Below are 26,239 nucleotides of genomic sequence, written 5' to 3'. Positions count from 1 at the left end.
CCCTACGGGGAAGTATCGTCGGTGGATGCCGTCCCTGCAGGGGGTATCATTGCCGCCGCAAACTACCTGAACCCGACCATATACCGGCTGGACGCAGACGGCACCCCCCCTCTGGAACAGATCCTATGCTGACACCTCGGGTGCCGGTCTCGGGCGCATCCAGTCTGTGAAGGCGGTTGATGGCGGATACATCGTGGCTGGCTATGCCAGACCCCCCCTGATCGCCTCTGCCGACTCTGCGGGACTGGTGATGTACCTGGACGAAGAGGGTAATGTCATCTGGGAAGAACGGTATGGTGAGGAGGGAATCGGGTATGTGGTGAACATCAATCCCCCCCTGCCCAACGGAGGATATATCGCCCCTGCCCTCACCACGGCAGATGAGGCGGCAGTCCTCATCCTGAATGCCACCGGTGCCGCAGTTGATCTCTTTTCCTATCCCAAGCGAATGGAACTGATATATTATGCGGATGCGGCCCCCCCGGCGGTGGCTACTATCTGTTGGGCTATGATGCCAGCCTGGTGAACGATGAACCACAGTTCCTTGCGCTGGGCGTCTCCACGGACGGGAAGGAAGAGTGGATGCACTGGTTTGGTGACACCCCCCCGGTCCGGCACTTGTCCCCCCCACCGCTGACGGGTTTGTTGCCGCAGGAGAGAACGGGGAAATCTCTTTTTTCACCTTCCATGAGGCAGGAAAGGAGACTGACCTCTCTGACGCGTGGATGTTTATCTTTGTGATTCTCGCGGCAATGGGCGCTGGATACCTCATCTACCGACAGCGCTGAAGATTACCATTATCATTATCTTTTTTAATCCCATTCCGTTGATATGTAATTGGTGTGCACCGTGGACATCAGGGTTTAGCCCGTAATTATCAGTGTAATTCCTGTTTTTTATCTGCATCTTTGCTTGTTTAAAATAGAATACTTTTTTACCTGATTGAATGAGAGGATAAATATACCTAACGTATCTGTATGCCTTTGACAGATCCAATCTCTCCCTGTTCCGTACAGGTACACAAGTGGGCCTTAGTGGTTACCATGTCAGTTCAAATGATAGAAGATGCACTGTGTCGTGCACTGGACGGGGGGGATTATTCCTCCTCCCTCAGTCAGCTTAGTCAGGTGGACGCAGACCCTGATACGCAGAAACTTGTCGGACTTGTAGAGAACACGATCGGGCAGATGAAGAAATCTGCCGAGTATAAAGATATGCTCCGGGGGGGGTTGACGAATTCATTGCGCACTATCCCCATCCCCTGGCTATATATGGTGCAGACGGCACCTGTCTGATGCTCAATGATCACTACTGTAGCCTCTTCCGCAATTCATGCGATACCCTGATGAAAAAGTCATTGCATGATTTTGATATCACCATTCTTGACGGTGATGGTCTCTTTGCCTCTCATGAAACCAAAAAGAATTCAGAGACTGACCTGCAGGTCGCATGGGATGACGGGAGCAAAAATTACCTGAAACTCTATCAGGTTCCTGTCAGTGACGGTGCGGGGGGGGTATCAGTGTGGTATATCACATATTCATGGACCAGACCACGATCATCGGGGAGCGTGAAGATTTACACCGGCTGCAGAAGCGTGCGGATGCCTTTCTCCAGCAGAATCCGCAGGGTATCACCGCACTTGCCGCTGACAAACACCGTCTTGACTTAAACGAGGAGTATCAGCGTATCTGGCGTGGGGGGGCTATGACGACCTGATGGCCAAAAAACTCTATGACTTTGATATCACCATCGTCGGTGGTGATGACTTCTACGCGTCCTACGAGACAAAGCAGAAGGCGGTCACCGACATGGAGATCGGGTGGGAAAACGGTGAAAAATCCTACCTGCGTCTCTTCCAGACACCCATTCTCGATGACGAGGGTGAGATCGACGTCAACTACTACATCTACCAGGACCTCACACAACAGCATGAGGAGCTGGCGGAGATCAAAAAACTGCAGAAGCGTGCGGATGCCTTTCTCCAGCAGAATCCGCAGGGTATCACGGTGCTTGCCGCCGACAAGCACCGTCTCGACTTAAACGAAGAGTATCAACGGGCATGGCGTGGGGGGGGTTATGACGACCTGATGGCCAAGAAACTCTACGATTTTAATATCAACATCGTTGGTGGTGACGACTTCTACGCGTCCTACGAGACAAAGCAGAAGGCAGTCACCGACATGGAGATCGGGTGGGAAAACGGTGAAAAATCCTACCTGCGTCTCTTCCAGACACCCATTCTCGATGACGAGGGCGAGATCGACGTCAACTACTACATCTACCAGGATCTCACACAACAGCATGAGGAGCTGGCGGAGATCAAAAAACTGCAGAAGCGTGCGGACGCCTTCCTGCAGCAGAACCCGCAGGGTATCACTGTGCTTGCTCCAGACAAACACCGCCTCGATTTAAACGAGGAATATCAGCGGGCATGGCGTGGGAGCTATGACGAACTGATGGCCAAGAAACTCTACGATTTTAATATCAACATCGTTGGTGGTGACGACTTCTACGCGTCCTACGAGACAAAGCAGAAGGCAGTCACCGACATGGAGATTGGATGGGAAAACGGTGAAAAATCCTACCTGCGTCTCTTCCAGACGCCCATTCTCGACGATGAGGGTGAGATTGACGTTAACTACTACATCTACCAGGACCTCACCCCCGAACGGGCGCTTTCCCAGTTCCTTGATCGTGAGATCACCCGTCAGGGGGGGCAAACCTGAATCTCCTCGCCCATGGTGACACCCGCTCGTTCGATCTGACGGTCGGAGATACGGATGAATACACTGCTGAGGCTGGTCTCCTCTTCGGGGGGGAGATGAATGCGAACCTCACCGCAGCACAAAAGGCGATCGGGGGGGACATGGTCGAGGACTTCGTCGGAACCATGAAGGCGATGCAGAAAGGCAACAGCAAGGCACGGGCACACCCCCGATCAGTTTGAAGGCGTATATGCGGTCATCACCGAGGGTTTGAACAATGTGCTTGAGACGATACTCGTGCCGGTTACTGAGTCATACCACGTCCTGAATGATTATGCCGGAAAGGACTTCTCCAAACGGTTTGATGAGGATCTTCAGGTTGAAGGGGGGGACTTCCTCAAACTAAAGAACGCCATCGACAGTGTGGGGGGGATCAATGTGGGCAGTGCACTCGGTGAAGTGAAGAGTGCCGTTGACAATGTGGATGCAAACATGGCTGATGCCTCCCGTGGTGTTGAGGAGATCGCAAAGGCGATGGAGGATGTGGCAGTTTCCAGCCAGCAGTCATCTGAGACATCACGTCGCCAGCTTGAGGCAGTCGAGGTGGTGGCACGGGAGATCTCTGATCTCTCGGCATCCATTGAGGAGATCGCCTCCACCTCACAGGAAGTGATGAGTCAGGCAGATCGTGTCTCCCGGATGGGTAATGAGGCCTCCGGCCTGGGCCGAGAGGCCAATAATAAGATGAATGCGGTGGAGAAGATCGCAGGAGAGAGTGTCACCCAGATTGAGGATCTGAACAATAAGATGCGGAGATCTCAAAGATTGTTAAACTCATCAACGATATCTCCAGCCAGACTAATCTCCTTGCCCTCAATGCCGCGATTGAAGCTGCACGTGCGGGTGAACACGGCCGCGGGTTTGCGGTTGTGGCAGGTGAGGTAAAGAATCTCGCCGCCGAGTCCAAGGCTGCCACCGGCTCCATTGAAGAACTGATTGGAGACATCCAGCATGACTCCAATACCACAGCAGCTTCCATGAAGTCTGCCTACAAAGAGGTCCAGGGGAGTCTGGATAGTGTCCATCAGACCATTGAATCCTTAAACGAGATCGTCGGCGGTGCGCAGGAGGCCTCAGAGGGGATCCATGAGATTGCCCGGGCCACTGACGATCAGGCAAGTGCGACAAACCTTGTGATGGAGAAGATGGAGGAAACAACAGACCTTACCAAGGAGAATATGGCCCGTATCGATGATGTCGCGGCGGTGACTGAGGAGGTGGCGGCCTCGACCGAGGAGGTCGGCAGCGGCACCCACGAAGTGACCCGGATGACCGAAAAACTGCGGGCGATGGTCGACGTATTCCAAACCGAATGAGGAGGGCAGGGGATGTCAAAGCTCACCGATATATTGGAATTCAGAATTGCAGACGGGTATTATGCAATCGATGTCCAGATTGCAAGGGAGATCGTTGAGATGATGACAATCACCCCCCCATTCCCCGGTCACCGGACTATGTCACGGGAGTAACCAACCTCAGGGGAGAGGTCACCAATATTGTCAATCTCAGCAGAATGATCGGACTTCCTGAGGCGGTTGCATCCGATACGCAGAGAATCATTGTCCTCATGCCGGAAGTATCCCAGGGTCCAATGTCGGCATCACGGTTGATGATGTATGCAGTGTGATAGAGGTGGACGAGAAGGATGTGGAGGCACTGGGGGGGGAGGGGGGGCTCTCCAGTGATCTGACCGAATATGTGAAGGGCATTATCAAGGTAAAAGAGGATACCTCGGATATGGTGCGTCTGATCATCTGGGTGGACATGTACAAGGTTCTTTCCGATGTTGTCTCCTGATCATCCTCTCTTTTGTTTTCATCGCTACATTTCTCAGAAAAAGTCAGATTTTTTTGCAGGAGACGACCAATGTTCCCGTACATGGAGAATGCTATCACTGATACCAATCAGGTGGTTGGTCAGGTCACCCTTGCAGGTGGCAGTTTCTGGAATATTGAGGCGGGCTTCCGTGGAGTCACCGGTATCCTTGCCACCGTGGTCGGGTATACCGGAGGGGGGGATGAGGAACACCCGGATTATGCCCGAGTCAGCACCGGAGAGACAGGCCATGTGGAGGCGGTGCGTGTTGCCTATGACCCGGCTGCCATATCTTTCACCACCATCCTTAGCCGTTTTTTTAATCTGCATGATCCTGCATCGGATGAGTCACAGGCTGGATTTGACGGCTCCCAGTACCGGTCGGTTATCTTCTGCCACACCGAAGAGGACTGCCGGACAGCACGGGCATTCATCCGTGAAGAGGTGGCATCCGGGAAGTATACCGCCCCGGTCGTAACTGTTGTAGTGCCTGCGGCTCCGTTCTGGCCTGCCGAGGAATGCCACCAGCAGTATTACGAGAAACTGGGAAATCGGTATCGCCGCCCCCTGTTCTGAAAATGAATTGTTCAGCAAGAATCTGTTCGGTTTCATGACCCGAACATTTCTGGATTGGGTGTCGGATTTGGATAAATTATGGCAGTTAATCTGCTTTTTATTCCCGATCTGTGATTGGATACCTGCATCATGGCAGATTTCCATATCTTTATCAAATGGGAATGCAAAGGTATCGATAGCTGGCCCAAAAGAGGCGTGCTCAGGTGTATGCGAATGATGAAACGTGCTATTCCGACGCTGTATGTTGCTGATGATCTCAGGGCATGTGAAGGAGCCGACCATTTCCTGCAGAATTCCGGGGGGGAGATATCCATTGATTTTGCCTTCTCCATGGAGGAGGCCCTGGACCTGCTCTGCAAAAATGAATATCATGTCATCGTCTGTGAATATCACCTGAAAGGAATCGAAGGAACCTCGTTTCTGGACATGCTTCGCTCGCAGGGAATGCAGATCCCGTTCATTATCGTGGGGGGGATGACACCGAAGGTGTGGTCATTGAAGCCATAAATCAGGGCACTGATTCCTTCCTGAACCGCGGGAATAACCAGTTTCAGTTCTATATCGAACTCAGTCTTACAATAAAGGAAGCTGCCCGGAAGTATGATGTCTCTGCCCTGCGCCAGCAGAAGGAAAGGCAACAACGGTCTCACGCTCCTGCTGTCCCGTCACCGAAGAGGAGACCCGATGAAAAGGATATCCTCATTCAGGAGGTGCATCATCGGGTCAAAAACAATCTTCAGCTGATATCCAGCATTCTCAGGATGCACAGTTACCGTACCAAGGATCCGGAGACAAGGGAGGTTCTGGAGGACTGTATAAACCGTATCACATCAATGGCCCTCATCCATGAATATCTCTACCGTTCAGATGATCTGGTGATGATACGCATGGCTGAATACGTGCCCTGCATTGTCAGGAGTCTTTCGGCTCAGAAACCCTGTGGGATGGAACGGGTGGAGATCATCGCTCGTTGTGACCCGGAAATATCTCTGGATATCGATACCTGCATCCCCCCCTGTGGTATCATCATCAATGAACTCATCACCAATGCCCTGAAATATGGATTTGTTCAGGGGGAACGCGGTGAGATTGTTATCTCGATGGAACGCTCCGGGGGCGGAAAAAATCCGTATGTCTGTCTCGGATAGCGGGTCTGCGACAAAATCCGGTGTTGATCTGGAGAGCAATGAGACTCTGGGCATGCAACTGGTGAAAAACCTGACCACTCAGATTGACGGCACGCTCACGGTCTCGGAAGAGGGCGGGTTCACCTTTAGCATCGTCTTTCCGTACACAGAATAAATTCAAAAGAGATATTGACTCTCTCCGGAACGTATCTTACTGATATTTATCAGGAATAATTCTATGATCTCCGGACTGAGGCGCCGTATCCCACCAGGGATTGCAGCAATGCTCTTTTTATTGGCCCCCCCGGCCTGATTCTCGCTATTGAGGCCTCCGGGAGAGTGGCATCACCGAACTCATCGCGGCAGGATATGAACACGGCTTTGCCCTGTTCTGGGTTATTGCCGCGGCACTGATCTTCAAGTTTGCCTTCACCAACGGTATCGCCCGCTACACGGTCGCGACCGGCACCTCGATCTTTGACGGCCTGCGCACCATTCCGGGCCCGAAGAACTGGGAGGTCACCTTTATTTCGGCGATCTACTTCTTCGAGATGGTGGGGGGGTTTGGAGGCATTGCTCTCTTTGCAGGCAGCATGCTTGGAAAAGTCATTCCGGCAGCGGCACCTGCAGCGTATGCCTTTGCCCTGCTCATCTTTATCCTGCTTGTGCTCTGGAAGGATTCCTATGAACGCCTCGAACATATCCTCCTTCTCATATCGGTGGTGATGTTTGCAGGTCTTGCGGCCCTCATCCTTGCACTGCCGTTTCCTATGGCTGCCATTGCGCAGGGCTGCATCCCCCCCTCCATCCCGGACGGAGCCTCATTGAGACAATGGCCCTTCTCGGGGGGGTGGTGGGTTCCGGTCTGAACCTTCTGCTTTACTCGGTCTGGCTGCACGAGAAGATGGGAGACCGGCATGGTGAGACCTACTTCGCGAGCCACATGAAGAGCGTGAATCTTGACCTTGTCCTGGCCTTCCTGCTTGTTGGTGTGGTCGCCCTCATCTTCATGACACTCGGGTTCTGGGGGGGATTCGTGCGTGAACATCTCACCGAGGTCGGTATGGATGTGGTCACTGAAACACTCCTGGCATCGTTCGGGAAGATACCGGGCGGGATGAATACGGTGATGTTTGTGGCGTTTATTATCCTCACCGGTGCTCTGATATCGGGTATGGACGGGCGTGCCCGGGCGGTCTCTTCGGTGGTCTCACGGGCATCGGCCACCCGGTTTGATGAGCGAACCCTCTACCGGATGGTGCTTGTCGCCTTTGCGTTCATCATCACGGCGGGTATCCTTTCGGGTGAGACGATGTCCCTTATTCAGGTGGTGGCGGCCGTATCGTCGGTGATGTTCGGTCTGCTCGGGTTTATGCTCATCTACCTTGACCGCCGTCTTCCGGTATATGCCCGGGGGGGTTCATCCTCTGGATGCTCATTGTCGGCTGCGGGAGTATTCTTTTTCTGGGCATTGCACTCATCACCGAAAAGTCACTCCTCACCTTTGGTCTGCCGCTGGTGGAGCATGTGGCGGTGGTGGCGATTCTCATCTATGCCTTCACCAAGACCTCCCTCTTTGAACGTCTCGTCACTGGCAGGGGGGGACGCTGGAGGATCGGGGGGGTGGATGATTCTCAGCTTTGGATTATTGTCCCTTTACGGAGTATACCGGGGGGGATTCTTTATAACGGGGGGGTCCTCATCGATTTCGCTGATCTCGGTCCGATGGTGGCAGGCGTCCTCGGTGGGCCGGTTGTTGGCGGGTGTGTCGGTCTCATTGCAGCGCTCTTCCGGCTGAGTGAAGGAGGGCTGGGGGGGCCGCGGGCAGTGCGGTCTCGGCCATCTGTGCCGGTATCATCGCGGCATATGTCGCCCGGATGTTCCGGAACCATCTCACCTACTGGCGGCTGATTGGCCTCGCGTGCGGGGGGGTTGAATTCCTGCATGTATTCGTGTTCATCCCCCTCTTTGCCGGTGGCTGGGACTCACTTGCGATGTGGCATATTATCCGCGAGACCTATCTGCCGATGGCCGCGGCAAATGCCCTTGGGCTGGTGCTCTTTCTTTCCATTCTCCGGGAACGCGGTTACGAGATGCTGGAGCATTCAGAGTACCTGTCGCTGAAGAGGCGGCGGACAAAAGAGGTTCCGGACGATCCGGAAGAATATTCGTGAACGGTTATTACTCATCTTTCGTGTTGATCTTCCGGAAGAAGCCGGAGAAGACTTCCCGCGGGTAGCTGACCCCCCCGCGTACCCGCATCTCCCATCTGTCAATTCGTATCTCTCCTTCCCAGCTCTCTTCGGGAAAGAGGGAACTGACCTCGGTGTGGGTGAAGTAATGGGTCATAACGCCGTCACCACGGAGGTAACTGTTTTTTTCCACGGGATTGCCTTTCCCGCAGCGAAAATCGGAGACGGAGAATTCACGGAAGAAGAGCATCCCGCCGGGCACCAGCACCCGCCGGAACTCCGCTGCCGCCCGACAGCGGGACTCTTCTCCGAGGGCACCTGCGATGTGGACGGCAAGGACGGCGTCAAATGTGGCATCCGGGAACGGGAGCGACCGGACATCCGCCTGCACGAGACGGGCGGCGGGCACGGCCGTCCGTGCGAGCCCAAGGGCGGATGCGGCGATGTCGCAACCGGTGGCATTACATCCGTTTCGACAGAGGGTGGTGAGGGTCTTGCCGTTGCCGCATCCTGTCTCCAGCACCCGGCTACCCCGGCGAAAAGACCGGGATGCCGGTGGCCGCCCCGTGCCAGAGGGCGCCTCTTTTCTGGTAATTCGTTTCCCATGGTTCCATGTGATATTCTCTGATTTTCTGTTTTATCGTGTGCGGATTGGCAGATTGTTTCGGGTATATGGGTTGTCCTGCTCCCCCCCGTATATCCGTGTCGTGTTGGTGCAGGGTGCTTTTGGCGGGAGAATATTCCGTCTCTCATATTCGAAAGATATTTATGTACATTTCCTGTATTCAGAGATATCCATGGCGGAGGAGATGGAGCCGGGGGGGAGTGATACCGGGGGGGATGGTGGGGGGGATGACGGTAAGCACGCTGAGGGGGGGATTTGTATCATATATTGTATGTATTTGGTTTTTTTGACTCTCGCTGACCGGGATGGATTAATCGCTTTTTCCCGCTGGATTAACGTTATTCTCATTACCATTGTCCCGGTTGGTTTTTACATTATTATGAAACGGTTATCTCCTGTTTTATCTCCCTATATGTAGAAAGGGGGGGAGACGGTCTGGGATGAATGAACCTTCTTTCGTATTTCATCAGTGCCATCCCGGACGATTCCCCCCCGAAAGATATTTCATTCCCTGGGGTGACTGCAGGTATATCCATGGGAGAGGAAACCGAACCGGAGTATGGTGCCGGGGATGCGGAAGATGTTGAAGAGAAGAGACCAGTGTTCTGGATGCTGGTGAAAATATGGTGTTTTCTCCCGTTATTATATGCAATGACCGACAGTGGGTCTCCCGTTCTGTTCTGGGTATTGTGGTTCATCATCTTAGTCCTCCTCTGGATCATGGAAAGTCAACACTCTCGTCTGAAGCATCCGGATCCGGAGACTCCATCGACGGATGCCTGGGTGGAATTCCAATAACTTCTGCGGTCTCTCTGTGAACCGTTGGTCTGTTCTCTCTATTTTTTTCCATAGCTTCTTTGAACCCTGACGATGAATGAGAGATTATCTATGCAGCAAGTGAAGGAAGAGACCAGACCAAAAGATCAGAGCAGTAGTGACAAAAATGGCGATGGCAGGGGGGGGATGTTAGCCGACCTCCCCCCCATACGGGGGGGACTGGCCTACCACGCCGTGCTCTACCTGGGGGGGTGGTGCTCATTCTTTTGGCGGTGAACCTCAGGGTTGCTCCTGATACGCTCTGGGTAGTCTGGATTGCCTTGCTCTGGGGGGGCCTCCTCCTGGTATGGAACGCCTGGCAGGTCTTCGGCCCGGCAGCAGAGATCAGAGATAACACGACTGTATTTCAACGACCTCTGCGGAGTCTTTTGCGGCGGCATACTCGGTGAGTGGGTCATGGTTCACCTCAAGAAAGCGGATACCCCCCCAGCTAAAGGCCGAGAGAATCTGTTCTGCCTGTTCGGCTTCTCCCAGGATGACGAGAGCTGCTGCAAACGCCTCGACCGAGTTGAGCATAAACGGCCGGCCGAAGTGGCCGGGGGGGTTGGCGGCAACGAGAAACGGCAGTGCCCGACGCAGGGGCCAGCGTGCGACCTGAATATTCTCGAAGACCTCCCAGGAACAGTCAAGAGCAGTGATAGACTTTGGTTTTCGGTCGGCGGGGGGGGAGAGTGCCTGTGGTGCCGAGGGGGGTCAAGGATCAGGCTGGAACGGGGGTATTCTGTCCACCCTTGAGTAGACCTGCACGCATCCGCGTCGTTCCAGTTTTTTCACCGAACAACGCCGGGGGGGATCGCAGGAATTGTCGCGGTAGGCAAAGAGGGGGGGAATCATCCTTTATGTAATGGGTGTTTCCATAGTGAATAATCAATGTATGTACTGATGTGCCCCCCCTGCATCGCCACACCGTCCCTCCGTGCGGTGGGCATCACGAAAGACGCGGATCTCCGGGCGTTTGCCCGGGCACAGGAACGTTGCCGTACGTTTGGTATTGATACCGTGATGATGCCCTGTTCTGAGACTGAATATCTGGGCCCGGATCATCCGCCCGGACCCTATGAGGGCCGACTGGATACCCCCCCGGCATTTGCAGAGATCATGGACCAATCGGAGGCGACGGTCCGTGCGGTCATCCGGGAACGGGGGGCACCCCCCCTCTGTATTGTGGGGGGTAGACTCGTCCCCCCCGGTCTGTGGGGGTGAACCAGACTTACCGGACAGATATCCGCCATCCCGGTCGCGGTGTCTTTCTCTCCCGGTTCCCGGAGATACCGGTACTGGACGTTTGTGACTTTGCCCGCTACCGTGTCTACCTCGCAGCCCCCCCTCTCTTCTCAGAGGCCGAACGGGCATATAATCGCTCGGTTGCCGCTCTCCTCAGGGAGCATCTCTTTGCCGTGCACCTGCCGCAGGAATGTGGGGATTCGTCTGCCGAACGTTCATCCGATCATACCTCAGAGATCTTTGCAGAGAATCTGGCCGCCCTCGCTGCAGCAGATGTGGTAGTGGCAATCATCGACGGGGGGGCAGACACGGACTCCGGCACCGCCTGGGAGATGGGGTATGCCTATGCACAGGGTATCCCGGTCATTGCCCTGCGCACCGATTTTCGACAGGTTGGTGCCTCTGAACGGGTCAACCTGATGCTGGAGGAGGCTGCCTGTGTGACAGACCGGGCAGAGATGCTGCCCCCCCACCTTCTGTTCTCACCTCGTCTCTGCCGCGGTGGGAGGATACTGCCATTGGTCATATCTAATGCCAATTATTATTGTCTTGCTGACCGACAGTTCAGGTATATAGGGGGTTGGCAACAAATCGATACCGAACCCGGAGACACATGACATGGGCCGACAGAGTATTCTGATTGTGGAAGATGAGGTGATCATTGCAATGGAGCTCAGGGAGACGCTTGAGCATCTGGGGGGGTATATGGTCGTCGGGAGCGAACTTCGCGGTGAGGATGCAGTCCGTAGTGCCGGAAAACTCCGGCCGGATGTTGTGCTGATGGATATCCACCTGAAGGGGAGATAGATGGCATCGAGGCCTCGGATCGTATCGCCCGGAGCTATGATATCCCCCCGTCATCTACATGACTGCTCATTCCGATCAGGAGACCCTCTCCCGTGCCATCCGCACCCAGCCCTATGGATATATCATTAAACCGTTCAATGAGCGTGACCTCTACTCCAATATCGAGATGGCCCTGCACAAACACCGGGTGAAGAGTAGAATGGATGGCAGCCCGGAAATGGTGGATTCCGCCATCAATATGATTGCCGGAGCAATGGTGATCACCGATCCACAGGGCCACATCGAACGTCTCAATCTGGAGGCCGAACAGCTGACCGGTTACCAGCTCTCTGATGTGGAGGGTGCGCCGTTTTTTACGGCCTTTGGGGGGGTCTCTGTGCCTGGACGCGACCTCCTGATAGAAAAACTGCTCGTCTCCTCCGAGTATGGCGCAGGCTCCATGATCTCTTTTCCCTCCACGATACAGATCAGGATGAAATCCGGTGGGGGGGATCTGCTTGCCCATCTGAGTACTGCCCTTATTCAGGAAAAGGAAAGTCTGCAGATCCAGAATATTGCCTGTCTTATTGAACCATGTGCTCCCGATACTGAAGGACGGGCAGGCGGCTACCAGGGTGCGGCGGCACTGGTGCAGGCAATTCCCGATCCCTTTGCCTGTGTAACAGAGGACGGGGGGGTGCTCCTGTATAATGACCAATTCTCCTCACTCTGCGAGCGTCTGGGCGATGGTATCAGTGGTGTGGCCCTCCCGATCAACAGGGTGCTACCGGAGTCATTTATCGGTAGCCTGGCATTCTTCCATGAAATCCTTGTCGATAATCAGGTAGTGACCCGTGAAAAGATGGTGAAATACTCAACCGGCAGCATTGTCTATACCATCCGGTATCTTCCGGTGGGTGGTGATACAGGTGGGTCATCACGCTGTGTGGCACTGCATATCCGTGATGTCACCGCAGAGACCCTGGCGATGCATCATTGTGAACGTGCGCAGGGAGAGTCACAAAACACGGATGCCGCGGTTGAAGGGATCGGAGATCTGTGCACTGCACTCAAAGAGAAGGTGCTTGCGATGTCCACGGCCTATGAGCAGGGGGCTGGCCTTTCATGACACGGCACATGAACGGCTGGCTGAGGTGAACCGGATCCTTGGTGATATCGACCTCAGGCTCATTGAGATTGAAAAGAATCGTTGGGTCTGAGTGGGAACGACCCCCCCCATTGCAGATCGATGCTCTTTTGCGGTCGATCCACTGGAGATTCGATCTCCTGAAGATGGTAGTGGTGTAATGGAACTCCTTGGGTCTTTTTTCTCAGCGGTTTTGGGCCATCTGAGGAAGTTATTTTATGGGATGAGGTTCAAGGGGGGGCAGGCAACCCATGGGGGTGCTAGAATGCCAGAGAGTGAGTTAATAATTCACCGAGATACGACACGGGAAGTATTTATTGAACAGGCACGTGCCGGCTGGATGAAGTCCGGGAGCTGGAGGCGGGTGCCCGTGAACGGATACAGAGTGCACCGGAGACGGTGCAGGAAGATATCAGAGCCTGTAATCTGGACATTGATATGTACATCAGCCAGGCAGCAGTTGAGATTGATCTTCTGGAGTATGCAGAAGAGCATGAATGGATTGCACTGCGCAGCAGAGTGGACAGTGCTATTGGTGATGCCCTGGGAAGGCTGGAACAGTGTTATGCGATTCTGGACAGTCCGCAGGAGCGGGTGCAGTGGAAGTGAATCCCGGTCCATAATCTTCTTTTTTTCTGTTTATCTCTCCCTTGAAAATATGTTCAGGCATGGCTGTGCAAGAAGGACATATGCGATGAAAAGATCGTAATAAAACCGGTGATGTAACTCTGATTTTAAAGAAATCAAAAAGTGAGAACTTTTGGGGGACTGGTATCGGGGGGCGCGAGGTGTGGTATCGGTTTTGCTTATGGTACGTGTGTTGAGAGGTATGGTATGGTTAAGGTGTGTTGCGCCCCCCCTCATCCCCCCCTAGTATCTCATGGTCTCCCTGGCGGGTGCAACCATGCCTTCATTCCGGTATCCCTATTCGGAAAAAGGCCGGTTGCAGTCCCTCTGTATCTCTGGTGAAAGATCAGAGCGGGAGCATCGTATTGGTTCCCAACTTGTGCCAAGCTGGTACTATATACCTATTGGGCGGTTGATTATATAAGTATTTCGCTAACGCCGAGCATTAAAACGTGCATTATGCGCATGCATCAGAGCCGAGCATTGTGTCGTGCATTAGCGAAACCTATATGTCATGGCCGGAAAAAATCCTAATCATACATGCTTGACGCGTTTCCTGAAGAATTAACCCGTATCTGTGAGGTTCTCAAGGAGAATCCCAAAGATGGCAGTCCGTGACATCGCTGATGCCATCGGGATGAACCGGAACACGGTCTCGCGCTATCTGGACATGCTTCGTGTGGCGGGGGGGCAGGTGGAGATGAAGACCTACGGCAAGGCAAAGGTCTTCTACATATCACAGCGGATGCCTATCTCTGCAATGATAGACTGTGCGGTTGACATGGTCTTTGTCGTGGACCCGTCGCTTACGGTTGTTGAGGCAAACGATACCATCTGCACCTTTCTGGGAGGGTGCCATGATGATATCGTGGGTCAGCCGATGCGGCAGTCAGCACTCGGTGCCTTCGACCACCCCCCCTTATCGTGGGGCGTATCACTGATGCGATGGATGGAAAGGGTTCGACAGACGAACTGCGGTATATGCGGGTAGACGGGGGAGGTCTACTTCCGGGTCAAGACCATCCCAACGGTGCTCAACTCCGGTCTGCCGGGCGTGGCTGTTGTCATGGAGGATATCACCGGTAAGAAGGTGGCGGAGGAGGCGCTCCGTGAGAGTGAACTGAAGTTCCGCACTCTGGTCGAGGATATCAGTGATGCGATATGGATCATCGGAGATGACGGGTTCTTCTCATACGTGAGTCCGCGTACTGAGGATATCCTCGGATATCTGCCGGCACGCATGGAGGGAGAGTCACTCTTCTCATACATCCCTGAGAAGGATCACGCAGAGGTGAAGGCGGCCCTTGAGGGATGTCGGGAATCTCAGCAGCGTGGAGGTGCGGTGATTCCCATCTCCATGCGACATATAGACGGCTTCTCCGTTGACGTGGAGGTGAGTGCGTCCCCCCCGCGGTATGACCTGCTGGGTGATTTCACCGGCTACCGAGCGGTATGCCGGAATGTGAGTGAGCGCCGGGTGCAGGAACGCAGGCTTCTGCAGTGGAAGTCATTTCTCTTTTCCATTGTTCAGAATATTCCCGCGAAGGTGATGGTGACCAACGCGGCAGACCGGTCGGTTGTGTTTGTGAACCGGTCCTTTGAGGAGATGTTTGGTATATCCTCTGATGATATGGCCGGGAAACAGTGTGGGGAAATTTTTACGCCTGCCCTTTGCCGTATGCTCCTTTGCGGGGATAAGGAGACTCTACAGTCCGGCGAGGAAGTGAATGTGCCGGAGACGGTAGCGGTTGTCCCCCCCGGTGTCGGTGAACGGATTATCCGCGTCAAAAAAATACCCATCCTCTCGGGCAAAGGTACTCTTCGATACATCCTGGGCATCTACACGGATGTGACCGATACGGTCAGGAATGAACAGCGTATCCGTGCTGAGCGTGACCAGGCACAGCAGTCGCTTGATGCGGCCAGCATCCTGATTGCCGTTGTCGCCCCCCCGATGGCACCATCAAAACGATGAACCGTCGGGGCAGTGAGATGCTTGGCTATCCGGCGGACACGCTCATCGGCAGGAACTGGTTTGAAACTGTTGTGCCGCCGCACTCCCGGCAAATTCTGCGGCAGCGGTTCTTTGGTGTGCTCAGTAATGGCGGTTTTTCTGCGGTATCTGAGAACGGCTATCTTCTGCATGCCGACGGCAGGCTGATCCCGGTGGCCTGGCAGAATGCGATCCTGCCGGGTGAGGACGGCACCCCCCCGGCAGGGGGGGTGGTCACCTCTGCTGAACCGCTGCTTGATATGCCCTGAGAACAGGATCCCCCCCTTTTGGCTGCCTCTTTTTCTCCCTGCCGCAACCCTTTTCTGCCTGAACCGCGGGATCACCTCTATGTTTTCCTTTCTGTTCCGGCCATGCCGAAAATCTGCTCTTCCCGCGCTCTTCTCCGTTCTGGTTCTCATCTCTGTTCTCTGCATTGGTGCGGTCTCTGCAAAACCCCCCCTGCCCCCCCCGGACTTTCAGGGACACCCGCACACTATACCGTCGGTGATGAGATCACACTCGGGGGGTGAGACAAACCTTGCTCCCGGCAACGTCCTGTTGATCACAGTAGAGGCGACGGCATTCCACCCCCCCACGGAGAAGGGAGAGGACGGGGGTGTTCTCCGGCACATCCGCTACGGTGGTGGTGCAGGAGGGGGCCGCCTGCCTTCTGGTCCGTCTCCTTTTCTACAGAGGGGGTGGGCACCGGGGGGAGTATCTGGTAACGATAGAGGCGCCGAAAACAGGGACCGTGGAATCCGTGACCTTTTCTCTTCTTTCGGCTGAGGATATGTCGGATACGCCCGTCCCGCCCTCTCCAACGTCTTTCCTTCCTGACGCCACGACAGCACCTCCAATGTCCCCCCCTGTTGCGTCACCCACAGCAGTGCCGCTCTCTCCTGCTTTCGGGGGGGTGGCGGGGGGGTTTGTTGTAGTGTATCTCTTCCGGGCATATGTCAAATGAAATAACGGGGTTCTGCTGCAACGTGGTCGGCATACGGCGACATCCCGGTAAAAAAAGGCAGATATATTAGTTTGGAACCGTGAGATCTACCTAAACAGGAGAGAATGGTAGGTCTATGATTTTTACGGAGTTTGGTTTAGATATATTCGGCTTCAGTCTGGTGGGTATAATCCTGGTGGCAAATATCATCTTTGCCATCTCTGTGGTCTTTGTCGAGCGGAAAAAGCCTTCGATAGCTCTGTTATGGGTGTCAGTACTCTTCTTTCTGCCTGTATTTGGGTTTCTTCTCTACCTCGTCTTCGGGCAGACGATATACAAGGAGCATATATTCCGGCTCAAAGAAGAGGATGACCATATTGCAAAAGAGGTGATCGCACGGCAGGAGGCGGAACTGGAGAGTATGCATGTGCCTCCGCAAGACAAGGCCGGTGGCTATCTCAATATGATTACGATGTTGCTCAAAAATGATCAGGCGGTTATATCAAATGACAACACGGTGGAAGTCTACACCGACGGCAATGCCAAATTCGATGCGTTGCTGGATGCGATTGACGGTGCAGAGGACTTTATCCATCTGGAGTATTACATCATCAGAAACGACACACTCTCCCGACAAATAGCAACCGCTCTCGCCCGCAAGGCACGGGAAGGGGGGGTGACCGTCCGGGTGCTGGGGGGGACGCCGTCGGCTGTCAGGGCCTGCCAAAGGATTTCTTCCGCGAGCTTATCGATGCAGGGGGGGGAGAGGTCGCCTGGTTCTTCCGCTCAAAATACCTCCACATCAATATGCGGGTCAACTACCGCAACCACCGGAAGATTGCTATTATTGACGGCAAGACCGGTTTTATCGGCGGGTTTAATATCGGTGATGAGTACCTGGGCAAAGGTCCCCTCGGCAACTGGCGTGACACCCACCTGAAGATCACCGGCACCGCGGTGCATTCCCTGCAGGTCAGGTTCTTTATGGACTGGAACCATGCCGCAGATGCCGACCTCGGCTTTGAAGAGCGGTATTTCCCTTCCCCTGAGATACGGGAAGGTGCACTGGTGCAGATCGTGTCCAGCGGCCCGGATTCGCGTGGGGGGGAGGCGATAAAGAAGGGGGGGTATCTGAACCTGATCGGCAATGCACGGGAGAGTGTCTGGATACAGACGCCCTACTTTATTCCCGACGGGAGTATTATGGATGCGCTGAAGATGGCAGCGGAATCCGGCGTGGACGTGCGTATCATGTTCCCCCCCTGTAAACCGGACCACCCGTTTGTATACTGGGCGGGTTTTTCCTATATCTGGGAACTGATGAACTCCGGCGTGCGGGCCTATACCTATGACAACGGGTTTATCCATGCGAAAACCGTTGTCATCGACGGCATTGCGGCCTCGGTCGGCAGTGCGAACTGGGATATACGCAGTTTCTGCCTGAATTTTGAGGCGAATGCCTTCCTGTATAAAGGGGACGTCCCTGCCGCCCTGAAACAGATCTTTGCCGACGATATTGCCTCCTGCACGGAAGTGACTCCTGATATGTACGGGCAGCGGACCTTCACGGTGCGGTTTAAAGAATCGTTTTCCCGTCTCTTATCCGGGATTATGTGAGAGCGACTCATCCCTGTGTTTCATCCGTTGTGCTGCCGGACGGATGCGGGAGTGCTGTTCCTATCTTCTTTTTTTGGTTTCCTTCCGGTAATGTTCGATACCATGTCTGATTCGCGGCAGGTTCTGGTGGTAATGCACCTGCAGGGACGGCCAGGTGTAGGGCAGATACTGTGGCAGCATGGCGGACGCCATCACGCACTTTTCCACGAGGTTCTTCTCCCGGCCCATGACGCCGTTCTTTCGGTGCAGCACCGCCTCAAGAAATTCTTCCGGAGTCTCTGCATGGGCACAGGTGAGCACATGCCCGAGGTTTGAGAGGAGATGGCCGTCCGTGCCGCCAGTCATGCACATGCCCCCGTGACTCTGCCACGTCCGCCGCCTTTTGGTTGAGGGTTCGTGACATGCCCCCGCTGATCACTTCCAGACCGTCGAATGTGTCGTAGATCCGGGAGGAAAGATACTGCCGTTCGATGCACTTTCCGAGACCCTTGTTGAAGAGCAGGTAGCCGAAGGGATGGGCGGCGACCATGACGCAGGCGTATTCTTCAGCGAATGTGGCAATCTCTGGGGGGGTTGTGAGGGATGTTGCCAGGCACGGGCTGCTGCTCTTTTTGTCTGCGATGTGTCTTTCGTAGCATTCAGTGAGGTCGCCCACCGAGAAGAAGTAGAGGAGGACATGTGGCCCGTCCCAGGCACTGATCTCGATGCCCGGTATGAGAAGGACGGGTGCATTCCCTCGTTCTGCCTCGACGACACCACTGACAGTGTTGTGATCGGTGATGGCAAGCCCGATCCCCCCCTTTTTCTGCGAGGGCGAGAGCATCGCCTACGCGGGTGGGCGAGTCGGAGTGGTTGGTGTGGAAGTGCATGTCCACTCCCGTAAGGCTGAGGCTGTGGATTGCATTGAGGTCCGGCTCGCCAAAGCTGACCCATGGGAATGTGTTGTTTGTATTCATGTCGGTTCGATACTATGGGATTGCCCGTGCTGCTACTTACCTGTGGTGTCTCTGGTGGGAGACACCCAATGGGTATGTGCTGTCTGAATTTTTGCATAAAATATCTAATTTATCATTAGGTTTGTGATCAAAATTGGTTTTATACTTAAAAGTATTTATTTCACTCAAAACATTGATATATGGGAGTAATTATATCGAACATATTCTTTTTAGGAGTGAAAGGGTATGGTATCAAAAAGAGGGGGCAGGAATCGTATCTGTCCTGACAGTAATATTCGCGGTGCTGTGTGTGGCAGCGCCTGCGATGGCCGCTACCTGGGTGGTAAATCCCAATGGTACGGGTGATTTCACCACGATTCAGGCGGCAATGGACAGCGAATGGACAAGTGGCGACACGATAAAGATTGCATATGCGGTCTACCGGGAACCGGTGGCGGTGGATGCAAAGGGTTGGGATCTCACGATTGCGGGTGTTCCCTCACCAACGGGTGACCTGCCGGTGATTGACGGCATGAACGGCACCATCGAATTGCCCGGTCTGGTTGACGGGGATTACGGCTGCGGGAATTGTTCGATGTACCTCTATGACGGTAATTTCATCGTCTCCAATCTGCTGGTGACCAATGCTTTGTATAATGGTCTGGTGGCACATTCTGATATTGGTGGCGGGCAGACTGTGCAGATCACAGATGTCGTGGCCGCAGAGAACGGCAGGCATGGTATCAATATCATCGGATATGATGAGGCCGTGCTGACCGGGATTGCGGCATATGATAACGGTTGGGCCGGCATCCATACGAAAAGTACTGACTACGTCGAAGGCACAGATCTGTACTGTTATGACAACGGTGATGGGCTGCAGATCTGCGGGAGTGACGAAGTGCATCTTTCGTTCGTGGAGGCCACCGGGAACGGATGGCATGGCGTTAATGTGCACCTGCGTGACTCCTCCACGGCTTTGATCTCCGATATTCTTGTCACGGATAATGGCTATGATGGTCTCTTTGTAAAGGGATCCGATCTCTCCACGGCCGACATTTCCCGTGTTGTATCCACCGGAAATGGTGGTGACGGAATGGTTCTGAATGGCTTTGATACCTTTACTGTCAATGAACTGATCCTCGATGGGAATGGTGTGGAGCACGACCTGGGCCCTGGTTCCGTGCTCTCTACAGACTGCAGGAATGCAGCGATTGAGAATGGAGAAGAATGCTCTGGCATGTCCTCGCTCTTTGCAGACGGTGATGCTGCGGTGATGACAAATTCAGTGGCTCATGACCTTCGCGGTGAAGGAAACGGTCTTTTTGTGGTGTGTTGCGGTGATGGTCTCATTGACGATGTGGAAGCTGAACAACCCGTCGGTGGGTATCCTCGTCGATGTGACCGGAGATGTGGTCATCTCCGATTGTACGCGGATACGAACGGGTATCTGGGGGGGATTCTCACCATGTCTTTATCTGATGAATTATTCATGCCTATGGGCGTGTGGTCGGATACCGGTGCGAAGATGGAATCAGGTGCCATGGTAAACACGTTTGAAACCGCTTTTACCCAAATGATTGCGTCTGTGGTGAATGCCACGGTCGTCTCCGAGAATGAATTTGTGCTCGGGGGGGAAAACGTGTCCATCCTTGTCGAAGATGTCATCGCAGACGGGCCGGATGTGACCCTCTCCTCTGTTGGGGCGAACAATAACGGCTATGCCGGTATCGGGGTTATCGCCCCCCCGTATGTTATTGCATCGGATATCATTGCAGACGAGAATGGTGAAAGCACAACGGATTTCGCAGGCACTCTCACCGGTGCTGGTCTTGTCGGTGCGTCCTTTGTTGGTGAATATTCAGACATTGAGGCATCAGATAATGGTGGAGCCGGTATGGCCGCAGCCTCCCTTGCATTGGGGATTGGGGATGCCATGTTCACCGGCAATGGTGCAAACGCCTTCAGTGAAATCCACGGGCCGCTCTTTCAGACCGGGCTTCTCACCGTTTCACTGGTGAATGAATTCCTCAATGTGCATGCTGACGATAATGCCGGCTCCGGTATTCTCATGACATCGGTCATCACGGGATGTTACAAATGTACGGCATCCGGGAACGAATATGGTGGCATTGTCACCGCAGACCCCCCCTGAGTCTGGGTATTGCCGCATTCCTTGTGCACTTTGGCTCTGGCTTCATCTCCGAAGTGGACGGACTCTCTGAAGAAGACCGGTTCTATCTGGAGAGTCTCTCCACACCTGCCATGCAGGATGTGGTGACATGCTACGGCACGGCAGATATTCCCCCCCTTCCGTCCGCGGTGGCAGACATCGATATTGGCAATGTCTCTGAAGAGGATGTGGCAATCCTCGTTGATCTGCTGCACCAGTATATGGCCATATCGGGAATTTATGTGATGGATTCTGCGGCAGATGACAATGAACTCTTTGGCATGGTCGTGGTCTCCCCGAACGTGGTAACCTACGAATTTTCGGCAGATGGCAACGGGTACGACGGCGGCAGCACCCTTCAGGCCCTTGCCGGAACCGGAATTGTCGGTCTTTATCTGACAGGAGATTTCTTTGACATCTCGGCATCTGAGAATTCCGGGGGGGCGGGGGGGATGGTCACCGTTGGTGTGGTATCAGAGTATACTGATGTCTGTGCTGATGACAATGGATACGCTGGTATCGTCACCATCGATCCCCCTGACCCTTGCTGCAGTGGCTCTCGGCTACTTTGTGATTCTGGATGACGACGGCGCCCAGGTGAATATGACCGCAGACACCGCTGAGGCGGCTGACCTTAGAATGCATGCAGATCTCTCAGAGAGTGCGGTCATGCAGGAGATTGTTGCCACCTACTACACGGGCACAGCATCCGGGGTTTCCGCTATGGATGCCATCAGTATCCCGGACGGCGGGATGGAGATCCTGCTTGAACATATTGAACTCTACTTTGACAATGCCGGTGTGTATGCCACCGATGTTTCTGCATCCGGCAACGGCTACCCCGGTTTTGTTGCCATCGCCCCCCCAAACGTGGTGATGGACGACATCACAGCGAATAACAATGGTGCATTAAACGACGATGAAAGTGGGGTGATTAGGCTCGCTGCAGGCAGTGGCATCATTGGTCTCTCCATCGTTGGGAATTACACGGATATTGCCGCAGCGGGCAACTCCGGTGCCGGAATCGCTGCTGCAGGTGTGGTCACCGATATGGCTGCCTGTGAAGCGGATGATAACGGTGTCGGGGTGGTCTCGCTGTTCATCGCCGGTGACTACACGGAGATTGGTGCCGACGAAAATACCTTGTCTGGCATTGTCCTCGGCGGTATCAACGGCACGCTCACCGATTCTTCCGCAGACCGCAACACCGGACCGGGTATCGTCTGTGTCGACCCGGTGGCAGCAGTTTTCATGTACCTGGTTGCCTCACCGGTAAGGGCATCAGCCGGAACCATGGAATCCGTGAACGGTATGGATGCCTCCTTTGCATACGATGCAGCAGAAATTCCCCCCGGATATGGCGGCACTGCTGAGCCAGTTCTCTGGCAGCACTGACCGGGTATCGTCTGAGAGCGCTGAAAGAGAGACTGCATGGTCACTCATGGCGTGGGCGATTGCGCATATCTCTGCGTATGAAGGTGACATCAGCGACCTGAACGAGACCGAGATCATCGAACTTGCCCTCACCCATTACCTGACGAATGCCGGACTCTCTGTTGCAAATGTCTCCGCAGACACCAACGGCGGAACCGGTCTTTTGGTGCTCTCCCCGTCCATTGCAGCTAAAGATGTCACCGCAGACTCAAACGACAACCAGGGTGTCTGTGTCATCAGTCCGTGGAAAGCGGTTAATGCAACCGGTTTTGTGCATCCTGCAGCACCGTATGGAGACGAACGTCTGACTCTGCAGAGAATTGCTGCTGACAACAACGATGCAGCGGGTCTCTTCATCTTTGGTGCAGACGGCGGAGCAGTCAGGACAGTCACCTGTTCCAACAACACCGTGGGTGTGCTCCTCAGCAATTCTGACAATCTTGAAATTTCTTTTGTTAAATTCAGGGATAATCAGCTGGCTTCGATCCTCTGTGGCGGCGATGCACTCAATGACCACATGTCAGGTGACATACCGGTTATCACACTGGACATGTCACTATTGGATGTCCTCCTCACCGACCCGACCGGCTCATGTAACAACGAATTTGTCTTTGCCAAAGTGGATGGGGGCATTGTGGTTCTTCCGAACTCCTCCGGGAATATATTTGACGGGACCTTCCTTGACGAAGCGGGGCAAATCGCAGCGGATATATCCGGTGACGGTCCCTTTGTTGTCTACAGCATGTCCGGCTCCTGGGCCCCGGCACTGCCGGACCCACAACCGTGGCACCATATGGGCGGCTGTCCAGTTGGTGTCGCCGGTCTGGGCGGGTTCAACACGACTGTGGACATCACCTATGACTACATTTACGGCTTCCCACCGGTTACCGGTGCGGGTCTCTATCCACAGTGGACGGTGAATGCGACGACTCCCTGGCAGGACTGGCAGTTCAATGCGGTCACCAATGATCCGGTTTTGATGACCATCGGAACAATGCAGGTGCCGGTCAATCTGGCTGGTGATGAACCCGGCGTCTTCAGCGATGTGATGTTCCTTGCACCGTTCTGGGCTGAAGAGCGGGGGGGGAGATGACCCGAGTGGAGCGGAAACGACCTCCACCTCTGTGTCGACCACTCCCCCCCCGTCTCCGGCATTGGCACGTCTGTTGTCAAACCCGTGACCGGGATTGAATCAGGAGCGGAATCCTCCGATGATTCCGGTGATGACACGGGAATGCCAACACCCACGCCGGTAGCCACTGCCGAAACGATCCCGACATCAGCCCTGTGGCCGGTGACGTGACACCCACCGAAACCGGTGCTGCCCCGGTGCCAACCACAACCCCCCCTGTGGGACTGGTTCCGGTTATCAGTGCCCTTGGCATCCTCGGTAGCCTTGCCCTTCTCCGCCGCCGGTAATCCGGCGCCTCTTTTTTTCGGTGTTGTCTGTTCCGATGCACATGGCGCGACAACAATGTATAAATATGTACTTTCGCATACTGGTGTTGTATGGAGACGAAGTACATTCTCGACGAGAATGATCTGCCGAGACAATGGTATAATATCCAGGCCGACCTGCCCGTGCCCCCCCTTTCACCGTCCTATAATCCGCAGACAAAAACGCCGATTGGCCCGGCCGATCTGGCCCCCCCGATATTTGCAAAGGAGCTCATCCGACAGGAGGTGTCGACCAAACGCTACATCGATATCCCCCCCCTGAAGTGCGGGACATCCTCACTCTCTGGAGACCATCTCCCCCCCTCTACCGTGCCCGGCGGCTGGAGAAACTCCTGAAGACGCCTGCGAAAATTTTCTACAAATACGAAGGGGTCAGCCCGCCCGGTTCACACAAACCGAATACGGCGATTGCCCAGGCCTACTACAATATGAAGGACGGCATCGAGCGAATTGCCACCGAGACGGGTGCCGGGCAATGGGGTTCCTCCCTTGCCTTTGCGACCCAGCTCTTTGACATGGAGTGCAAGGTCTACATGGTCCGGGGCAGTTATGACCAGAAGCCCTATCGCAAGATGATGATGCAGTGTTGGGGGGGGCTGACTGTGTCGCGTCCCCGTCGTCGGAGACCAATGCCGGGCGGGCAATGCTGGGACTGGACCCGGAGACTTCCGGTTCCCTGGGGGGGATGGCGATATCCGAGGCGGTCGAGGATGCGGCCTCGCATGCGAACACCAACTACACCCTCGGGTCGGTCTTAAACCATGTCTGTCTGCACCAGTCGGTGATCGGTCTGGAGACACTGGAACAGCTGAAGATGGCAGGCGAGGAGACCGCAGACGTTGTCGTCGGCTGTGCCGGTGGCGGGTCTAACTTTGCGGGCCTCGCGTTCCCGTTTATGCGGGAAAGACTTGCAGGGCGAATGCCTGACTGTCAGTTTATTGCCACCGAACCCTCGGCCTGTCCTACCCTCACCAAAGGTCTCTATGCCTATGACTTCGGTGACGTGTCAGGTTACACACCGATTATGCAGATGTACACCCTCGGTCACGGTTTTGTCCCGCCCTCCATCCATGCGGGTGGTCTGCGCTATCACGGCATGGCGCCCCTCGTATCCCTGCTGCACCACGAAGGTCTTGTCGACTCGGTCTCCTGCCACCAGAACGAGGTATTCGCCGCAGCGGTCGCGTTCTGTCGCTCGGAAGGGATTATCGTGGCGCCGGAGTCCGCCCATGCGATCAAGACGGTGATGGATGTGGCCAGTGAGTGCACCCGGACGGGTGAGGCGAAGACGATCGTCTTCAACTGTTCCGGCCACGGCAACTTCGACCTCTCCTCGTATGAGGCATACTTCGCCGGTGCTCTGCCGGACTATGAGTATCCCGCAGAGCTTATTGCCGCATCACTCAAAGATCTCCCGGCGATTCACTGATGTTGATTGGCTTTGTCGTAAACCCGGTCGCAGGGATGGGGGGGGCTGTCGGACTGAAAGGGACGGACAATGTGGTAGAGGAGGCAAGACTGCGGGGGGGGCAGTTCCGGTCGCACCGGACCGGGCCCGCACACTGCTCTCCCTCATTACACCGGGCATGCATACGTTTCTCACCGCAGGTGGGCCGATGGGGGGGAGAGCCTGCTTGCGGAGGCAGGTCTTCCGGCGGAGACGGTCTATGTCCCGGAAGAGACAGAGACCAGCGCAGAGGACACCCGCCGAGCCTGTCGGGTGTTTGCCGACCGGGGGGGCTGCGGGCTGATCCTCTTCTGTGGCGGGGGGGACGGAACGGCCCGTGACATCTTTGCGGTTGTCGGTGACATGGTGGCTATCCTCGGCGTGCCCTCCGGGGTGAAGATGTACTCCGGTGTCTTTGCAGCAACCCCCCCTGCGACGGCGGCCGCATGTGTGAACCGGTTAAACGAGGCGGTGATGACGGATGCGGAGGTGATGGATATCGATGAGGTGTCCTA

General features: G+C 54.8%; 41 protein-coding genes and 3 pseudogenes. 39 read left to right on the top strand and 5 right to left on the bottom strand.

Going from position 1 to position 26,239, the window contains the following annotated elements:
* Positions 1-166: 166 nt before the first annotated feature.
* From JCM10550_RS15255 to JCM10550_RS15190, 19 genes are all read left to right on the top strand, one after another.
* On the top strand, positions 167-526 hold the full coding sequence (locus JCM10550_RS15255) for a hypothetical protein (RefSeq protein WP_062400369.1): 360 nt from the start codon (positions 167-169) through the stop codon (positions 524-526).
* A complete protein-coding gene (locus JCM10550_RS19250; protein WP_157200345.1) occupies positions 523-741 on the top strand; it encodes a hypothetical protein in 219 nt (72 codons plus the stop codon). The genes JCM10550_RS15255 and JCM10550_RS19250 overlap by 4 nt, the downstream gene beginning before the upstream one ends.
* 314 nt (positions 742-1,055) lie before the next feature.
* Positions 1,056-1,295 (top strand): hypothetical protein, encoded by a 240-nt coding sequence (locus JCM10550_RS15245; protein WP_157200344.1) that lies wholly within the window; start codon positions 1,056-1,058, stop codon positions 1,293-1,295.
* Between the two features lie 229 nt (positions 1,296-1,524).
* Positions 1,525-1,719, top strand: a complete 195-nt coding sequence (locus JCM10550_RS19245) for a hypothetical protein (protein ID WP_157200343.1) — start codon at positions 1,525-1,527, stop codon at positions 1,717-1,719.
* Positions 1,719-2,729, top strand: a complete 1,011-nt coding sequence (locus tag JCM10550_RS15235) for a hypothetical protein (RefSeq protein WP_062400361.1) — start codon at positions 1,719-1,721, stop codon at positions 2,727-2,729. The genes JCM10550_RS19245 and JCM10550_RS15235 overlap by 1 nt, the downstream gene beginning before the upstream one ends.
* A gap of 95 nt (positions 2,730-2,824) precedes the next feature.
* The gene (locus tag JCM10550_RS25420) at positions 2,825-2,950 is read left to right on the top strand and encodes a hypothetical protein (RefSeq protein WP_281175436.1); all 126 of its coding nucleotides are present in this window, start codon (positions 2,825-2,827) and stop codon (positions 2,948-2,950) included.
* 37 nt (positions 2,951-2,987) lie between these two features.
* Positions 2,988-3,653: a methyl-accepting chemotaxis protein gene (locus JCM10550_RS23775; protein ID WP_062400358.1), complete on the top strand. Its 666-nt coding sequence runs from the start codon at positions 2,988-2,990 to the stop codon at positions 3,651-3,653.
* On the top strand, positions 3,554-4,084 hold the full coding sequence (locus JCM10550_RS15225) for a methyl-accepting chemotaxis protein (protein WP_245619365.1): 531 nt from the start codon (positions 3,554-3,556) through the stop codon (positions 4,082-4,084). Before JCM10550_RS23775 ends, JCM10550_RS15225 begins: the two co-directional genes overlap by 100 nt.
* A 12-nt stretch (positions 4,085-4,096) precedes the next feature.
* On the top strand, positions 4,097-4,237 hold the full coding sequence (locus JCM10550_RS23770) for a hypothetical protein (protein WP_245619357.1): 141 nt from the start codon (positions 4,097-4,099) through the stop codon (positions 4,235-4,237).
* Positions 4,204-4,395 (top strand): chemotaxis protein CheW, encoded by a 192-nt coding sequence (locus JCM10550_RS25415; protein ID WP_281175439.1) that lies wholly within the window; start codon positions 4,204-4,206, stop codon positions 4,393-4,395. The genes JCM10550_RS23770 and JCM10550_RS25415 overlap by 34 nt, the downstream gene beginning before the upstream one ends.
* Complete coding sequence (locus JCM10550_RS25410) at positions 4,392-4,565, top strand: hypothetical protein (RefSeq protein ID WP_281175435.1); 174 nt, start codon at positions 4,392-4,394, stop codon at positions 4,563-4,565. The genes JCM10550_RS25415 and JCM10550_RS25410 overlap by 4 nt, the downstream gene beginning before the upstream one ends.
* A 69-nt stretch (positions 4,566-4,634) precedes the next feature.
* A complete protein-coding gene (msrA, locus tag JCM10550_RS15215; protein ID WP_062400355.1) occupies positions 4,635-5,159 on the top strand; it encodes a peptide-methionine (S)-S-oxide reductase MsrA in 525 nt (174 codons plus the stop codon).
* Between the two features lie 213 nt (positions 5,160-5,372).
* Positions 5,373-5,666, top strand: coding sequence for a response regulator (locus tag JCM10550_RS15210; RefSeq protein ID WP_062400353.1), 294 nt, complete (start codon positions 5,373-5,375; stop codon positions 5,664-5,666).
* Positions 5,648-6,307 (top strand): sensor histidine kinase, encoded by a 660-nt coding sequence (locus JCM10550_RS15205; RefSeq protein WP_062400351.1) that lies wholly within the window; start codon positions 5,648-5,650, stop codon positions 6,305-6,307. The genes JCM10550_RS15210 and JCM10550_RS15205 overlap by 19 nt, the downstream gene beginning before the upstream one ends.
* Complete coding sequence (locus tag JCM10550_RS19240; RefSeq protein WP_157200340.1) at positions 6,291-6,461, top strand: hypothetical protein; 171 nt, start codon at positions 6,291-6,293, stop codon at positions 6,459-6,461. Before JCM10550_RS15205 ends, JCM10550_RS19240 begins: the two co-directional genes overlap by 17 nt.
* Before the next feature lie 181 nt (positions 6,462-6,642).
* A complete protein-coding gene (locus JCM10550_RS17640) occupies positions 6,643-7,155 on the top strand; it encodes an Nramp family divalent metal transporter (RefSeq protein ID WP_281175438.1) in 513 nt (170 codons plus the stop codon).
* Complete coding sequence (locus tag JCM10550_RS23765) at positions 7,137-8,084, top strand: hypothetical protein (protein WP_245619356.1); 948 nt, start codon at positions 7,137-7,139, stop codon at positions 8,082-8,084. The genes JCM10550_RS17640 and JCM10550_RS23765 overlap by 19 nt, the downstream gene beginning before the upstream one ends.
* Positions 8,012-8,197, top strand: a complete 186-nt coding sequence (locus tag JCM10550_RS25405) for a LytS/YhcK type 5TM receptor domain-containing protein (RefSeq protein WP_281175434.1) — start codon at positions 8,012-8,014, stop codon at positions 8,195-8,197. Before JCM10550_RS23765 ends, JCM10550_RS25405 begins: the two co-directional genes overlap by 73 nt.
* A complete protein-coding gene (locus tag JCM10550_RS15190; RefSeq protein ID WP_062400345.1) occupies positions 8,164-8,460 on the top strand; it encodes a hypothetical protein in 297 nt (98 codons plus the stop codon). The genes JCM10550_RS25405 and JCM10550_RS15190 overlap by 34 nt, the downstream gene beginning before the upstream one ends.
* A 7-nt stretch (positions 8,461-8,467) precedes the next feature.
* On the opposite strand, the gene JCM10550_RS15185 is transcribed toward JCM10550_RS15190, so the two are convergent.
* Positions 8,468-9,073: a class I SAM-dependent methyltransferase gene (locus JCM10550_RS15185; RefSeq protein WP_281175437.1), complete on the bottom strand. Its 606-nt coding sequence runs from the start codon at positions 9,071-9,073 to the stop codon at positions 8,468-8,470.
* Positions 9,074-9,547: 474 nt separating this feature from the next.
* On the opposite strand from JCM10550_RS15185, the gene JCM10550_RS15175 reads away from it, so the two are divergent.
* Both JCM10550_RS15175 and JCM10550_RS19235 read left to right on the top strand, forming a co-directional pair.
* A complete protein-coding gene (locus JCM10550_RS15175; RefSeq protein WP_062400339.1) occupies positions 9,548-9,901 on the top strand; it encodes a hypothetical protein in 354 nt (117 codons plus the stop codon).
* Between the two features lie 90 nt (positions 9,902-9,991).
* Entirely contained in the window at positions 9,992-10,156 is a 165-nt protein-coding gene (locus JCM10550_RS19235) for a hypothetical protein (RefSeq protein WP_157200339.1), read from the top strand.
* A gap of 108 nt (positions 10,157-10,264) precedes the next feature.
* Here JCM10550_RS19235 and JCM10550_RS15170 read toward each other — a convergent pair.
* A pseudogene (locus tag JCM10550_RS15170) lies at positions 10,265-10,771 on the bottom strand (ribosome biogenesis protein).
* A gap of 39 nt (positions 10,772-10,810) precedes the next feature.
* Between JCM10550_RS15170 and JCM10550_RS23760 the strand changes: the two are divergent.
* The 12 genes and pseudogenes from JCM10550_RS23760 to cls all read left to right on the top strand — a co-directional run bounded on the left by JCM10550_RS23760 (position 10,811) and on the right by cls (position 18,277).
* A complete protein-coding gene (locus JCM10550_RS23760) occupies positions 10,811-11,143 on the top strand; it encodes a hypothetical protein (RefSeq protein ID WP_245619354.1) in 333 nt (110 codons plus the stop codon).
* Positions 11,140-11,781, top strand: a complete 642-nt coding sequence (locus JCM10550_RS15165) for a nucleoside 2-deoxyribosyltransferase (protein ID WP_245619352.1) — start codon at positions 11,140-11,142, stop codon at positions 11,779-11,781. Before JCM10550_RS23760 ends, JCM10550_RS15165 begins: the two co-directional genes overlap by 4 nt.
* Position 11,782: 1 nt before the next feature.
* A complete protein-coding gene (locus JCM10550_RS15160; RefSeq protein ID WP_062400337.1) occupies positions 11,783-11,971 on the top strand; it encodes a response regulator in 189 nt (62 codons plus the stop codon).
* 58 nt (positions 11,972-12,029) lie between these two features.
* Positions 12,030-13,079 carry a PAS domain-containing protein gene (locus JCM10550_RS15155; protein ID WP_062400335.1) on the top strand — a complete coding sequence of 350 codons (1,050 nt, stop codon included), beginning with the start codon at positions 12,030-12,032 and terminating at the stop codon, positions 13,077-13,079.
* 417 nt (positions 13,080-13,496) lie between these two features.
* Complete coding sequence (locus JCM10550_RS15150; protein ID WP_062400333.1) at positions 13,497-13,706, top strand: hypothetical protein; 210 nt, start codon at positions 13,497-13,499, stop codon at positions 13,704-13,706.
* A gap of 622 nt (positions 13,707-14,328) precedes the next feature.
* Positions 14,329-14,715 carry a PAS domain-containing protein gene (locus tag JCM10550_RS15145; RefSeq protein ID WP_062400331.1) on the top strand — a complete coding sequence of 129 codons (387 nt, stop codon included), beginning with the start codon at positions 14,329-14,331 and terminating at the stop codon, positions 14,713-14,715.
* Between the two features lie 39 nt (positions 14,716-14,754).
* Entirely contained in the window at positions 14,755-15,699 is a 945-nt protein-coding gene (locus tag JCM10550_RS15140) for a PAS domain-containing protein (protein WP_062400329.1), read from the top strand.
* The gene (locus JCM10550_RS15135; RefSeq protein ID WP_062400328.1) at positions 15,696-15,986 is read left to right on the top strand and encodes a PAS domain S-box protein; all 291 of its coding nucleotides are present in this window, start codon (positions 15,696-15,698) and stop codon (positions 15,984-15,986) included. The genes JCM10550_RS15140 and JCM10550_RS15135 overlap by 4 nt, the downstream gene beginning before the upstream one ends.
* A 79-nt stretch (positions 15,987-16,065) precedes the next feature.
* The gene (locus tag JCM10550_RS15130) at positions 16,066-16,503 is read left to right on the top strand and encodes a hypothetical protein (protein ID WP_157200337.1); all 438 of its coding nucleotides are present in this window, start codon (positions 16,066-16,068) and stop codon (positions 16,501-16,503) included.
* A 4-nt stretch (positions 16,504-16,507) separates the two neighbouring features.
* Positions 16,508-16,681 (top strand): hypothetical protein, encoded by a 174-nt coding sequence (locus JCM10550_RS19225; RefSeq protein WP_157200336.1) that lies wholly within the window; start codon positions 16,508-16,510, stop codon positions 16,679-16,681.
* Positions 16,682-16,796: 115 nt separating this feature from the next.
* Positions 16,797-16,928 (top strand): annotated as a pseudogene (locus JCM10550_RS23755) (hypothetical protein); the annotation flags it as partial.
* Positions 16,929-17,407: 479 nt separating this feature from the next.
* Positions 17,408-18,277, top strand: a complete 870-nt coding sequence (gene cls, locus JCM10550_RS23750) for a cardiolipin synthase (RefSeq protein WP_245619361.1) — start codon at positions 17,408-17,410, stop codon at positions 18,275-18,277.
* Positions 18,278-18,337: 60 nt separating this feature from the next.
* On the opposite strand, the gene JCM10550_RS15120 is transcribed toward cls, so the two are convergent.
* Positions 18,338-18,577, bottom strand: coding sequence for a hypothetical protein (locus tag JCM10550_RS15120; protein ID WP_245619351.1), 240 nt, complete (start codon positions 18,575-18,577; stop codon positions 18,338-18,340).
* Positions 18,534-19,100, bottom strand: coding sequence for a PHP domain-containing protein (locus JCM10550_RS15115; protein ID WP_062400323.1), 567 nt, complete (start codon positions 19,098-19,100; stop codon positions 18,534-18,536). The genes JCM10550_RS15120 and JCM10550_RS15115 overlap by 44 nt, the downstream gene beginning before the upstream one ends.
* A 422-nt stretch (positions 19,101-19,522) precedes the next feature.
* Between JCM10550_RS15115 and JCM10550_RS15110 the strand changes: the two genes are divergently transcribed.
* The 5 genes and pseudogenes from JCM10550_RS15110 to JCM10550_RS15090 all read left to right on the top strand — a co-directional run bounded on the left by JCM10550_RS15110 (position 19,523) and on the right by JCM10550_RS15090 (position 25,706).
* Positions 19,523-21,367, top strand: a complete 1,845-nt coding sequence (locus JCM10550_RS15110; RefSeq protein ID WP_157200334.1) for a right-handed parallel beta-helix repeat-containing protein — start codon at positions 19,523-19,525, stop codon at positions 21,365-21,367.
* Positions 21,313-21,969 (top strand): hypothetical protein, encoded by a 657-nt coding sequence (locus tag JCM10550_RS15105; protein WP_062400320.1) that lies wholly within the window; start codon positions 21,313-21,315, stop codon positions 21,967-21,969. The genes JCM10550_RS15110 and JCM10550_RS15105 overlap by 55 nt, the downstream gene beginning before the upstream one ends.
* Complete coding sequence (locus JCM10550_RS15100) at positions 21,890-22,780, top strand: hypothetical protein (protein WP_157200333.1); 891 nt, start codon at positions 21,890-21,892, stop codon at positions 22,778-22,780. The genes JCM10550_RS15105 and JCM10550_RS15100 overlap by 80 nt, the downstream gene beginning before the upstream one ends.
* Positions 22,743-23,912, top strand: a complete 1,170-nt coding sequence (locus JCM10550_RS15095) for a hypothetical protein (RefSeq protein ID WP_062400316.1) — start codon at positions 22,743-22,745, stop codon at positions 23,910-23,912. The genes JCM10550_RS15100 and JCM10550_RS15095 overlap by 38 nt, the downstream gene beginning before the upstream one ends.
* Positions 23,913-24,328: 416 nt before the next feature.
* A pseudogene (locus tag JCM10550_RS15090) lies at positions 24,329-25,706 on the top strand (TrpB-like pyridoxal phosphate-dependent enzyme).
* On the opposite strand, the gene JCM10550_RS23740 reads toward JCM10550_RS15090, so the two are convergent.
* On the bottom strand, positions 25,681-25,869 hold the full coding sequence (locus JCM10550_RS23740; protein ID WP_245619347.1) for a hypothetical protein: 189 nt from the start codon (positions 25,867-25,869) through the stop codon (positions 25,681-25,683). The pseudogene JCM10550_RS15090 and the gene JCM10550_RS23740 sit on opposite strands and share 26 nt — an antisense overlap.
* 38 nt (positions 25,870-25,907) lie before the next feature.
* Between JCM10550_RS23740 and JCM10550_RS23735 the strand changes: the two genes are divergently transcribed.
* On the top strand, positions 25,908-26,239 hold a 332-nt coding region (locus JCM10550_RS23735), incomplete at its 3' end, for an NAD(+)/NADH kinase (RefSeq protein ID WP_245619359.1).

The sequence above is a fragment of the Methanogenium cariaci JCM 10550 genome (assembly GCF_001315945.1).
Taxonomy (GTDB): domain Archaea; phylum Halobacteriota; class Methanomicrobia; order Methanomicrobiales; family Methanomicrobiaceae; genus Methanogenium; species Methanogenium cariaci.
This window is presented reverse-complemented; position numbering and strand designations above follow the sequence as displayed.